Annotated in this window: 8 protein-coding genes and 1 tRNA gene; 4 read left to right on the top strand and 5 right to left on the bottom strand. The window is 43.5% G+C overall.

Going from position 1 to position 13,191, the window contains the following annotated elements:
- Position 1 precedes the first annotated feature (1 nt).
- The 3 genes from F986_RS04550 to F986_RS04540 form a co-directional block, all read right to left on the bottom strand.
- Positions 2-77: transfer RNA gene (locus F986_RS04550), tRNA-Lys, on the bottom strand.
- Between the two features lie 130 nt (positions 78-207).
- The gene (locus tag F986_RS04545; RefSeq protein ID WP_004692579.1) at positions 208-2,049 is read right to left on the bottom strand and encodes a long-chain-acyl-CoA synthetase; all 1,842 of its coding nucleotides are present in this window, start codon (positions 2,047-2,049) and stop codon (positions 208-210) included.
- A gap of 170 nt (positions 2,050-2,219) precedes the next feature.
- Complete coding sequence (locus F986_RS04540) at positions 2,220-5,702, bottom strand: Rne/Rng family ribonuclease (RefSeq protein WP_004692577.1); 3,483 nt, start codon at positions 5,700-5,702, stop codon at positions 2,220-2,222.
- A 757-nt stretch (positions 5,703-6,459) separates the two neighbouring features.
- Here F986_RS04540 and F986_RS04535 point away from each other — a divergent pair.
- Together F986_RS04535 and F986_RS04530 are read left to right on the top strand one after the other, a co-directional pair.
- Entirely contained in the window at positions 6,460-7,398 is a 939-nt protein-coding gene (locus tag F986_RS04535) for an RluA family pseudouridine synthase (protein WP_004692575.1), read from the top strand.
- Between the two features lie 270 nt (positions 7,399-7,668).
- Complete coding sequence (locus F986_RS04530) at positions 7,669-8,337, top strand: HAD-IA family hydrolase (RefSeq protein WP_004692574.1); 669 nt, start codon at positions 7,669-7,671, stop codon at positions 8,335-8,337.
- 258 nt (positions 8,338-8,595) lie between these two features.
- Here the strand turns inward: F986_RS04530 and F986_RS04525 are convergent, their stop codons facing one another.
- Entirely contained in the window at positions 8,596-9,273 is a 678-nt protein-coding gene (locus tag F986_RS04525; RefSeq protein ID WP_004692572.1) for a DUF1345 domain-containing protein, read from the bottom strand.
- Positions 9,274-9,598: 325 nt separating this feature from the next.
- Positions 9,599-10,498, bottom strand: coding sequence for a DNA-binding transcriptional regulator HcaR (gene hcaR, locus F986_RS04520; RefSeq protein ID WP_004692570.1), 900 nt, complete (start codon positions 10,496-10,498; stop codon positions 9,599-9,601).
- A 319-nt stretch (positions 10,499-10,817) separates the two neighbouring features.
- Here hcaR and F986_RS04515 point away from each other — a divergent pair, with 319 nt between their 5' ends.
- Positions 10,818-11,756: a cation diffusion facilitator family transporter gene (locus F986_RS04515; protein WP_004692568.1), complete on the top strand. Its 939-nt coding sequence runs from the start codon at positions 10,818-10,820 to the stop codon at positions 11,754-11,756.
- 70 nt (positions 11,757-11,826) lie between these two features.
- A complete protein-coding gene (locus F986_RS04510; protein ID WP_004692567.1) occupies positions 11,827-12,882 on the top strand; it encodes an MBL fold metallo-hydrolase in 1,056 nt (351 codons plus the stop codon).
- Positions 12,883-13,191: the final 309 nt, after the last annotated feature.

Below are 13,191 nucleotides of genomic sequence, written 5' to 3'. Positions count from 1 at the left end.
ATGGTGGGTCGTCCGCGATTCGAACGCGGGACCAACGGATTAAAAGTCCGCTGCTCTACCAGCTGAGCTAACGACCCATATCATTTGATGGAGCGTATTGTAGCAAGATATGCATCGAGCGCAAGTAAAAAATCGCAAACTTGTTGATGTTTGATTATAAATACAACAAATTTGCGATTAGGTAGCTAAAAAACAAGCAATTCGAGTTTAGAAGCGATATTGATAGGCTTGAATGTTATCAAAGACTTGTTGCGTTAAATCTGCATAGGCACTGCTGTTGGGTAACAGGACCAGCAAGCGTTCATCCGTTTTTTTCGGGTCAAAGGCTTGTTCTTTGAGCTTGTTCTTTTGGTATTTAAACGTTCCCGTAGTTTCAACTTGCTTTTGTACGCGTAAGAAAACGGGTACAGCATAGGCAGGCAGACATTTTTTAAAGCTCACGAGCATTTGAGCTAAATCCTGCTCATTCAGTTCAGCGCCATCTGCCAGTGTAATCGCAGCCATCCCCACACGACCATTGGTGTTTGGAATTTCAACCCCATAAACCACAGCTTCGGTGATTTTGTCATATTCACTAACCATGTTTTCAACTTCAGTCGTGGACACATTTTCGCCTTTCCAGCGGAAGGTATCGCCTAAGCGGTCGACGAATTGGGCATGACGGAAACCAATGTCGCGGACTAAGTCCCCTGTGTTGAAATAAGCATCGCCGGACTTGAAGACATCTTTAAGAATCACCGATTTATTTTTTTCAGGATCGGTATAGCCATCAAATGGAGAACGGCGAGTAATTTTACCAATCAATAAACCAACTTCGCCTTTTTTGACCTTGATACAGCCACCTTTGGCATCATAAACAGGCGCATTTTTTTCTTTATCAAACTGGATAATGGCATAAGGCGTAGGTGAAAAGCCGACAGTGTTGTCAAAGTTGAATACATTGCTAAAGCCGACATTGCCTTCACTCGATGCATAAAGCTCTAAAATTTCTTCAATACCAAACCGCTGTTTGAATTTGTCCCAAATATTCGGACGCATGCCATTGCCAATCATTTTGGTGACACGGTGGCCTTTTTCTAACGCTGAAGGTGATGCATCCATGAGGTAGCGACATAATTCACCGACATAGCCAATAGCTGAGGCATCAAACTTTTGCACATCTTTCCAAAAAGCAGAGGTGGAGTATTTACGGCGCAAAGCCAAGGTGCCCGCACCCGCAATCACGCCACACCAACACACCACAATGCCCGTTGCATGGTACAGCGGCAGGGTGACATACATCACATCGTCTTTGCCGAGGTTGAGTACGTGCCCGTAGGTTCCATAAGCCAACGTCCAGCGGCTATGTGTGAAAATAACGGCTTTAGGTAAACCGGTTGTGCCTGAGGTATAAATATAAAACAAGCCATCTTTACCCAGCACACTGTGTGTGGTTGGGGTATTGAACTTGGCAAAGGCATCAATTTTTTCAGCAAGATTACTGAAACCTTGTGGTGCAAGGCCTGCAACTTTTTGGGTTTCTTGGTCGGCAAACCAATAGAAACGATCCGCAGTGAGATTTAGATCATGGCGGATTTCATCAACTGCGGCACGACATTCTTCACCCACGATGACTGCGATGGGTTTGACCAGATTAATACTATGCGCCAGCACTTTACCGACTTGCGAGGTATTGACTAAAGCCGCAGTAACGCCAATTTTGGCAAGTGCAATCACGGTTGCAACCAATTCAGGACGGTTTTCAATCATCACTGTGATGACATCACCCTTTTTTGCCCCGATGGATAAAAAATAATGCCCGATTTGGTTTGCCCATTCGTTGAGGGCTTGGTAACTAAATTTTTGCTCTTCAAAAAGCAAGGCCATACCGTGAGGGTTGCGCTTCACTGCTTTTTCAAAAGCAATTCCGAGGCCTGCTGGAGTGTTTGGGGTACGTAAATATGCTTGCTTTAATCCACTGAGTAAGTTGGGAACTTTACTGATGAATTGAGGAAGTTTTGCTGCAACGTCAGTAATACCAATGAGGTCATGTGATGGGTGTTGGCTCATATGAATCCTAATTATTTTATGCAATCCAATGCGTTTGAATAGTGCTCAGTTTCTACACTTGTTCTTTTAATCGTTTCGGTCTAGTGCAATCAACCTAATCTGACGAAAATAACAAAAAAACCTAGCCACTGACATGACTAGGTTTTTAAAATTTACAACTCTAGGGTGAATTACGACTCAGTCGGGCTCGCTTTTTTCGGTGGACGACCACGTGGACGACGTGGGCGAACTGGCTTGTCCGAGTCTGATTTGTCTGACTCATCCGCAGCTATTTCCGCTACAGTTTCAGTTGCTTCTACTTTTTCAGCTTGCTTTGACGCTCTAGGTGCTTTGGCTTGAACTGGAGCAACAACAACTTTCACTTCTTCAACCGCAGCTACATCAGCCGAGCTTTTCACTTCACTGCTTTCAACGGCAATAAGTGCTTCGCTTTTTGTTACAAGAGCAGGCTCGTTTTCCTCTGGAGTTACAGCAGGCGCAGCTTCAGCAGCAGGTGTTTCTGCAACAATCGCTGTTTCAGGCGCTGACGACTCAGCAACAGGCGCTGTTTCGCGTGCTTGTTTGGCTTGTTCAGCAGCAAGTTTAGCTAAACGACGACGCTCACGCGGGTCATTTGCAACACGTTGTTCAGACACAGGTGCAGGCGGTGTCAGGTCCAGTACTGGAACTGGCTCTGCTTCAGGCTGAGCTTTTGTGATTTCAACATCACGCGTGACAGGTTTTTTCTCTGCTTCAACAGCAGGCGTTGTCACAGTTTTGCTTAACGTTGCTGCATACTCTTCAGTAAATTTCTGAAGGGCACGGTTGAAGGTTGGAATTAAACCAAACTGTTCAATCAGCACTGAACAGTCTTCACCATAGACATGGCGAATTAAGCTGCTGATGGTGTACTGACCTAAAGTTGGCACCTGTGAAGGCGTGAGTTTAGGTGCTTCAGTTTGCTGTGTGTGTGTAGCGCGTTGTTGGCGACGGCGTTGACGTGGGTCATTGCTGGCACGTTTTACGCTTTCACGTGGTTTTTGCTCTGCTTCTTGTTCAGCAGGTGCTGCTACAACTTCAGTTGCTTTCTCCTGCACCACTTTCTCAGCTTTTACTTCAACTTCTGGTTTCGCAACAGCCGCTTGCTGAGGCTTGGTTTCGGTTACAGTGTGTGTAGGCGGAGTTAATGCCACGATTTCACTTTGTGCTTGATCGACATTGACCACATGGGCTGTTGTGATCATTTCTTGACGCGGTGCTTCAATCAACTCAACTTTAACTTGAGGTTCTTGAACCACAACTGGCGCTGCTTCAGTCGCTTGCTCATTCAGTACGCTTGGGTCGCGGTGGCGATTTGGGCGTTCTGGACGAGGTTGGTTGCGACGGTCACGACGTGGCATTGCATTTTGCTGTTCGTTTTGAACATCAGTGTTTTGCTGTTGCTCACCGTGTTGGCGACGTGATGAACGCTTGTTATCACGTGGTTCCTGACGTTGCTGTTCACTGCGCTCTGGACGGTCTTGACGTTGTTGTTCAATGCGCTCAGAACGTTGTTCATGACGGTCTTGGCGTTGTGGTTCATTGCGTTCAGGACGTTGTTCATAACGATCTTGGCGCTGTTGATCTTGACGAGAGACCTGCACAATTTCTTCATGAACTTGGTTGTTATGTTGCGCATTTTGCTCACGTGACTCTTTGTGCTTATTAGGGCGCTTTTTGTTGTGGCGTGTGCCGCGTTCTTCTTTCTCTACATGCTTATCTTCACGGTGTTCAGATTTTGCATGAACAGGTGCAGAGCTCATGTAGACATTATTGCTTGGTGCAACTGGTGCCGCAGCAGGCGTACCAACTTGACCAAACTGACCACGGCTCACTGCACCACCATTCACCATTTGCTCAATGGCAGCAGCAGCATTATTTGCAGAACGTGATTGATCGACAGTCACAGCTTGTTTTTGTACAAACAAGTTTTCTAACCATGCACATGGGCTGCTTGAAGGAGCCGTTTGGGCAGGGGTTTGTTGCGCAACTTGTTGTTGTGGCGCGTTGTTACGAGGTTTTTTGTTGCCTTTTTCTTGTTGTGCAGGCGCAGGAGCGGCATGTTGATGCACATGATCTGCGCCATCTAAATGCCATTCTGATGACTCGTAACCCAACTCTTTTTCGCTTGAACGTGTTGCTTCTGTACGTTCATAGCTGGTTGGTGCAAAGCCTTCAGGGTTATACGAAATTTCGTAATGTGGGGTTTCTAAGTGTGGGTGCGGAAGCACAGTCACACGAACACCTGAGGTTTGTTCAAGGTAAACCAGCGTGTGACGCTTTTCATTCAATAAGAATGCTGCAATTTCAACAGGAACCTGTACTTGAACTTCACCATGACGTTCACGCAGCGCAATTTCTTCTACTTTACGCATGATTGAAAGCGATAATGAACGTAAGTCACGAACCATACCTGTGCCATGACAGCGCGGGCAGACATAACCTGTTGCTTCTTCAAGTGAAGGGCGTAGACGTTGACGGCTCATTTCCATCAAGCCAAAACGAGACAATTGACCGAATTGGATACGGGCACGGTCGCTTTGTGTTGCTTCGCGAAGTTTCGCCTCAACCATACGTTGGTTGCGGTCTTTGGTCATGTCGATAAAATCGATCACGACCAAACCACCAATGTCACGTAAACGTAGTTGACGTGCAATTTCTTCCGCTGCTTCAAGGTTGGTATTGAGCGCTGTATCTTCAACGTCGCTACCACGGGTTGATTTTGCAGAGTTGATGTCGATTGATACTAATGCTTCGGTTTGGTCAATAACGATTGAACCACCTGCAGGAAGTTTAACTTCACGTTCATAAGCTGTTTGAATTTGGCTTTCAATACCAAAATGCGCAAATAACGGTTCATTTAGCGTATAGGTTTTTAACTTGTCGATTTGACGAGGCATGACTGCTTTTACGAAGTTATAGGCTTCGTTATAGGCTTGCTCTGAATCAATTAAGATTTCAGCGACATCATCACGTAAATAATCGCGAATCGCACGCGTCACTACACCCGCTTCTTGATGCACCAACATTGGTGATGGACCAGAACTTGCTGTGTTTTGGATTTGAGCCCAAAGATCAAGTAAGTGCTGTAGGTCGAGTTGTAATTCTTCTTGAGAACGGCCAATACCTGCAGTACGTACAATCACGCTCATGCCACGAGGTACATTTAACGACGCCAACATTTCTTTCAATTCTTCACGTACTGAACCTGAAATTTGACGGCTAATACCACCACCTTTCGGGTTATTTGGCATAAGCACCAAATAGCGACCAGCTAAAGAAATGAAGGTAGAAAGGGCAGCGCCTTTGTTACCACGTTCTTCTTTTTCAACTTGAACCAAAAGCTCTGTGCCTTCAGTAATCAATTCGCGAATGTTTGAAGTTTGGCGTGGGTCTGCTTGGTAATATGAATTTGCGATTTCACGCATAGACAAGAAGCCTTGACGTCCCGCACCATATTCAACAAAGACGGCTTCTAAAGAAGGCTCAACGCGAGTCACGTGACCTTTATAGATATTAGATTTTTTTTGTTCACGGGTACGATTCTCTAAGTCAAAATCGTAAAGACGCTGCCCAGTGACAAGTGCAACGCGAATCTCTTCTGCATGTGTTGCATTAATCAACATACGTTTCATGGGTGTAACACCTAATAGTGATACACAGCAAACTATCGCTAAACACGTAGCGAACATCAAACATCACGGACCAATTTTGCTCAGATCTCAAATAAACCGATTGTGGTCTGAGTTTTATTACCTGCCTTTTTGATCGGCTTCGGTTTTGATTCACATATTGATGATGGCAATACGGCTTCAATCTTTAAACGATTAAAGTCTCCTGCGCGTTTCACTGGCGGACAAGCGGTGCATTGGATGTAAGTAACTTTCACTGTCACATTTGCTCGAAGAGCAACCCTTCTTTTTGGATAGGGTGTCTTGATACGGAATTATCATCGTACCTTTACAACTGAACAGATCCATATGCATCAACGCTGTGGCCTGAATACGACATCAGGGAGCGACTAATCTGATGTATATCAGTTTACGTTTAAAAACCAACCTTCGTTGGTCACATATTTTTTTGGGGCAAACTGATTTATGTGCAGATGCACAATTAAACCTAACAGTTTGCTGTTTTGCCGATATAATAAGCCTTCGGCGTCGGCATAATTCTTTTGGGACCGTTCCAAGCTGAGTTGAGTTATTTTCTTAACTATTCAATTTAAAATTGAAATGATTAAGCTTTTGACTCACTTATGGTGGTATCCGTGCGCTGACTATATCAAACCTTGTACCATCTGCCTATGGGCTAAGCTAGTCTTTCTTGTGTAAAGCACAGCCTAAATGGTCATTTTTTATTCAAATTACGTATTTTTTAGGTCGCAGTAACTGTATGAATTCTACCCAACAATGGCAAAACGTGACGTGGTTTGAAGTGGACGAGCATCAAGCAGGGCAACGGATTGATAACTTTTTATTTAGCCGTTTAAAAGGTGTGCCTAAAAGTCGTATTTATCGCCTGATTCGTGAAGGTCAGGTTCGCGTGAATAAAAAGCGTATAAAAGCAGAAACTAAGTTGTCTATTGGTGATCAGATTCGTGTGGCTCCGATTCGCTATGAACAAAAAGATGAGAATGCGGCACCTGTTTCTGACAAAGTAGCACAGAGTTTACTCAGCCGTGTGGTGTATGAAGATGAGGGCTTGATGGTCGTCAATAAACCATCTGGCATTGCCGTGCATGGCGGCAGTGGTGTGGCTTATGGTCTGATTGAAGGCTTACGTGCCGCGACAGGTAAAAAATACTTAGAACTGATTCATCGTATTGACCGTGATACCTCAGGTTTGGTGATGATTTCTAAAAAACGTAGTGTCTTAAAAAGTTTGCAAGACATGCTACGTGAACACAAAATTAAGAAAACTTACGCTGCTGTAGTCAAAGGTGTGGTGAGTTTAGACAAGCAGTTAATTGATGCGCCTTTGCACCGTTATGAACTGGCCAATGGTGAGCGTCGTGTGCGTGTGTCGAGTGAAGGTAAAGAGTCTAAAACACAGTGGAATGTGGCTGAGCGTTTTATGCATGCAACCTTAGTCTATGCATCGCCGCTTTCAGGGCGTACCCATCAAATTCGTGTGCATGGTTTAAGCATTGGTCATCCATTGGTAGGTGATGATAAGTATGGTCATGAAACAGAATATAAAGGGCCGAAGCCACGTCGTTTATGTCTACATGCAATGCGTTTAGACATCCCAGGTTATGCACCGATTGAAGCGCCTTTGCCTGAAGATATGCAGAGTATTGTGGCGCAGCTAAGAGCACAGAAGAAGGACTAAGTCTTTTCCCTTCCATTTTGGGAGAAGTGATAAAACCATGACTTTTATTGGTTGTGATTAATTTAAAAGGATGCTGTATTGGTCATCTTTGCTTTTCAAAGATGAAAAGTAACAAAAATCTTTTGTTGAGCTGATGGAAGTCCTGAACGCGCTTTAAGCACTGCTTTAAAGCGAAGTGCAAGTCAGCTCAACGGCGACATCCTTTTCGCCATCGTGTAGCAAATGCATCGTGTAAATTGACTTTATAAAAGTAAATATTGGAACCCCAGCATGAACAAACCTGTAGAACTGATTATCTTTGATTGGGATGGGACTTTATTTGATTCTGTGGGGCAGATTGTGGCGAGTTTATTGTTTGCCGCGCAGCAATTTGCACAACCTTTAACTGCTGATGCAGCAAAAAGTATTATTGGTTTAGGTTTGCCAGAAGTCGCGCAGCGATTATTTCCTCAAGTGCCTGAGTTACATACTGAGATTTTGCAATGCTATGCCGAGCATTATGTGGCGAACTCGAAAGGTGATGTCTGGTTCGACGGCGTAGCCGATATGTTGAATGGCTTACGTGAAACGGGTTTACAGTTGGCGGTGGCGACAGGTAAAAGTCGTAAAGGCTTAGATCGAGTATTAGCGCAAACACAGAGCCAAGCACTATTTGTGACAACGCGTGCTGCCAGTGAGACCAAATCTAAACCGCATCCTTTGATGTTGGAAGAGATTTTAGCTGAAACGGGTGTGTCTGCGGAAAGCGCGATTATGGTCGGTGATACCAGTTATGACCTAGAAATGGCGCGTAATATTGCCATGCCGAGAATCGGGGTGAGCTATGGGGTGCACACACCTGAAACGCTCAGACAATATCAACCTTTAGCCATCGCAGATGATGTGCCGAGCTTGCAGCAGCATTTATTACAATATGTTGACCTGAAACAAGTGATTTAACTTGAGTGGTCTAAATATATAACCTGTGGAAGATGGTCAGAGTGAGCCTGCCTGTTTTGGGTCGATCATCTTTAAAGCTTTTGTCTTTAGTATGTTTTAAGGCTGATGAACGGTTCATTTAATTGTTGGGTTTGTGATTTGAAAAAGCTCTTTGATGGGGCTTTTTTTTGTGATGTTGTCGCAGAAAGAACTTCAATCATCGCCTTTATATTGGATAGTTGTCATTTGTGAGGATGACCAAGAAATGAAAAAAAACGTTTAAAGCGTGATAAAACCCGCCGCGACATTGATGCTAATGGCGAGAATAGAGGTATTAAAACCATAAGCTAAAATAATGTGCAGAATATTGAGAATACGCATCGAACGTGAGGTAATGGAAACATCCGCGGTTTGCGCAGAAGTGCCAATCACATAACTAAAATATAAAAAGTCGGGATAGGTCGGTTGAGCCGTTTTGGGAAAGTCTAAGCCTGCATCTTGTTGGTCTGCGAGAGCCAGATAATAGTCATGTGCATAATGAATGGCAAACACGGTATGCATAAAGAACCATGCACTAATAATAGTGAGTAAGGACAGCGCCAAGTGCCCATATTTGATGGTTGGGTCATTCGGAAGATGAGTCAATTCTAATACAATCGCAATTAAGCACATGAGCAAAGTCAGGATGACCAACAGTAGAATGATCCATTTACTGGCATCTTGCTGTTGTGCATGTTGCAGAATGTGTCGATGGTCAACAGACCACAGGGTGGTCATAGTTTTGACTAAATAACTTGAGACGGCAATATTCCAACTGATCAATAAATTGGTCGACCAAGACCAGTCGGTAAATGTATTCAGCAGCGTATAAAAAACAGCAGTCAGCAAAAAACTAATGAAAAAGAAGGGGCGAAATTTCATTGCTGTTTTTAAACGCTGCAAAGTGGGCATCGGCATAATTTTCTCCTTCTGTGTTTTATTATTTTTTTTCGTGCAGCTAAAATCGCAGTGCCTATTTAAGTAAGAGTACCTACGTCTTTAGGATTAGTCTGTGTTCGGACTTCAGTTGTAGGGAACCTGACAAAAGCCTGTTTTTCTTAGCCTATCCTAGCTTAAAAAGAATGCAAAAGGAAAAAGCGAGAAGGCATCGACATCGCTTAAAAAAAGATGAAAATCTGCTTGTCATACAGCGTGTAGTTCTGTGAGAAAGGCGCGTAGCTATTTATTATTCAGAAAATAGTAGCGCGCCGAATAAGATGAGTAATGAGGACTCACTGCAGATTTATTCGCGGTTAATATCCAAATAAAATACCCGAGTCAGTAATTCTAAAAATCTAGTTACTGCTAGTGAGCTGTTATTTTTACGATAGTTCACATACAGATCCAAATACGGCAGCTCAACCTCAAGTGGACGAATTACCGTGTTATTCATGCTAAGTGGCGCAACATAACCAGGTAAAATTGTACAGCCGAGACCCAAGCCAATGGCGTTGATATTGAATAGGATGTTGTCAGCTTTTTGCACAATGTTAAATTCAATATTGTGGGCTTTGGCAAATTCCAAAATGGTCTGGTGCAAAGTCTGTGACTGCTCGGCTACGGGAATAATAAAATCAATGCCATTTAACGCTTTAACAGGAATTCGCTCGTATTGGGCCAAAGGATGGTCTTTCGGCAACAGGAAAATGAGTGGTTCACGCAGTACAAACTGGCTTTCGATTTCATCACTATGAACATTATTTCGTGTAAAGCTAATGTCCAACTCCCCTTTTTTCAGCAAACGCAGTTGCTCAGTATTGTTCATACTGAACAACTCAATTTTTAATTCTGGGTTTTGTACTCTTAAATTGGGCAGCACATAAGGAAAGATTTTCATTTCCGCAACAGGGACAAAACCAATGCGGAGCATCTGCTGTTTGGCCTGTGACACTTGGCGTGCCATAGCGACCGCTTTGTCTGCCTGAGCCAAGGTGAGACGTGCTTGTTCAAGGAAAACAGCACCTTCTTCCGTGAGTTCAACTTTTCGCTTGGTTCGATACAGTAACTGTACGCCGACATCTTCTTCAAGGTCTTTGATTTGCTGACTTAATGAGGGTTGAGCGGTATAAAGTTTCAGTGCTGCTTTACTAAAGTTCAGTTCTTCAGCAACAGTAATGAAATAGCGAAGGTGTCTAAGTTCCATATAAATAACCCACTGACTAATCCAAAAAATGTCTTACCATGACTGCGGTGAAGTATAATCGATAAACAATGATGCCGTGAAGATGATTCAATTATTTAGAAAATAAATGATCTTGGGTTGATTTTTGAGATTTTCGTATATGAAATAACAGGTTTAATAATTGCTAAAAGGTATTAGTTAAATATTGAAAATAGTTCATTCCAATCAACTGAAAATCGGGGGAGGTGAACTACATAAAAATACAGTTGCGTTTTGCCGAAATTGGATATGATAAAAAACATAAATATAATTTAATTGAACATACGGGCTAAAAATCGATATGGCAGATTCAAATAAACTGGTGGTCTATGCCGCGCTGTTGGGGAATTTAGCCATTGCGCTAGTAAAGTTTATTGCGGCTTATCTGACCAATAGCTCTGCTATGTTGAGTGAAGCGATTCACTCTGTTGTGGATACCTTAAACGAAATTTTACTGTTATATGGATTGAAGAAGTCAAATAAACCTGCCAATTTTAATCATCCTTTTGGCTACGGGCGAGAGCTATATTTTTGGGCCTTTATTGTATCTCTTATGGTCTTTGCCTTAGGGGCATTGGTGTCTATGTACAATGGGATCATGCACATTTTGCATCCTGAACCCATTTTAAACCCGACCATCAATTATGTTGTACTTGGCTTTGCATTTGTAAGTGAGGGGACTTCATGGTGTGTTGCTCTGAAAGTGTTTCGTAAGGCGAAAGGTCAGCAAGGTTATTTTGAGGCCTTTCGTCGCAGTAAAGACCCCACCACGTTTACAGTTTTGTTTGAAGACTCTGCTGCATTAATTGGTCTGTTGATTGCTTTTCTTGGTATTTATTTGGCACATCGTTTAAATATGCCTGCACTGGATGGGGTGGCATCTATTCTGATTGGGCTGGTTCTGGCGGTATCTGCTTTTCTACTGGCACGAGAAACCAAAGGTTTGCTTCTCGGGGAAACCGCAGACCTGCATGTACGGCAAAATATTTTAAAAATTGCCCAAGAGGATGAAGGTGTATTGTCGGCCAACGGTTTACTGACCGAGCAAATGGGCGCCAAACAGGTTTTAGCCTCATTGAGCGTGGAGTTTGAAGATCACCTCACTACCGATGAGATAGAAGCGTGCGTCAATCGCATTGAAGCAAAAATTAAACAAAATCATCCTGAGATTGTGGCACTCTTTGTTAAGCCGCAATCAAAAAAAGTGTGGTTAGAGCGAATGCAAGGACGCTTGGAATAGGTTAAGGTAGAGGTCAGTTTTCAAAACTGGTCCTGTTACTGGTGTATTGCAATAAAGATAACGACGTTAAATGAAGCCAAAATCAACTGAACTCCATTATCAAATTCCGACTGAAAATACCATGTCTCATACATGGCGGCAGCCCGAATTTCAGTTCCTACACTCCGACCATTATAACGGGACTCGCTTTGTCAATTCGGTTCATCGACCTGAGGGCCGTAGCCGAGGCGACTTGCTGAAATGGTTGATTAAGCGTAAATCCTCGACATGGAATGTGGATGTGGCGCAAGAGTATGCGCACTTTCATGCCGATAAAAAAAGCCTGCCGCAAGATCGGCCTCATGCCGATTTAAATGATTGGCAGGTGTGGTTTGTGGGGCATGCCACGGTATTACTGCAGATTGGACCCTATAACTTATTGACCGATCCTGTGTGGGCGGAACATGTCAGTCCGAAGCAAGGGCGGGGACCTCGCCGTGTTATGCCTGCTGGCATTGCCTTGGAAGATTTACCGACCATCCATGCAGTGCTTTTGAGCCACAACCACTATGACCATATGGATATTGCCAGTCTGAACTGGTTGTATGAGCGTTTCGCCATGCCCATTTATACAGGTTTGGGCAATGGATGGTATTTACCCAAGCACTTACAAGTATTGGAAATGGATTGGTGGCAGTCGGCGCGTCTGCATAATTTAAAACTGGTCTATACCCCAGCACAGCATGGTTCTGGCCGTGGGCTGCGTGATCAAAACCGTGCGTTATGGGGTGGGTTTAGTATTCACTGTGGCGCTGACTATGCTTATTTTGCAGGGGATACAGGTTATTCACCGCATTTTAAAGAGCTGCATCAACGTTTTGGCGCACCGCGAATTGCATTACTGCCCATCGGGGCGTATGAACCGCGTGAGCTGATGCGCTATATGCATATGAATCCGCAAGATGCCTTTCAAGCGCATAAAGACCTGCATGCCAAATGCTCGATGGCTATTCACTATCGCACTTTTCAGCTGACTGATGAAAGCCGAGAACAGCCTGAAATTGACTTAAAAGTGGCAATGAAAAATAGCTCGAAGCTGATGAATCCGTTTGTCTGTTTAAGAGAAGGTCGACGTTTATGCGTGTAGTTGATGCTTTATATGTAAGATCAGGTGATGGCTGGAAAAACAGTCATCACCAAGACCATAACGACATCACAAAATATCTTTCAAATAAAATCTAAAAACCGAAAGTACGCTTCTTTTGTTGTTTGATTTTACTCAATTTGAGCCGCGTTCATTACTTATGGGGGCGTCTCAGTTTTAATCGATGAACTCAATTGAAAATGCCCATCAACCTCGCATAAAAAGCCTTTCTTTTTGCTGTGTTTTCCTCGGATCTTATCTTGTTGAAAAATTAAAATTCTTTTTTTTTCTTAAATATTTACATGGAAGAAT

This window comes from Acinetobacter johnsonii CIP 64.6 (genome assembly GCF_000368045.1).
GTDB lineage: Bacteria > Pseudomonadota > Gammaproteobacteria > Pseudomonadales > Moraxellaceae > Acinetobacter > Acinetobacter johnsonii.
The sequence above is the reverse complement of the archived record's forward strand: the minus strand, read 5'-3'. Positions and strand labels throughout refer to the sequence as shown.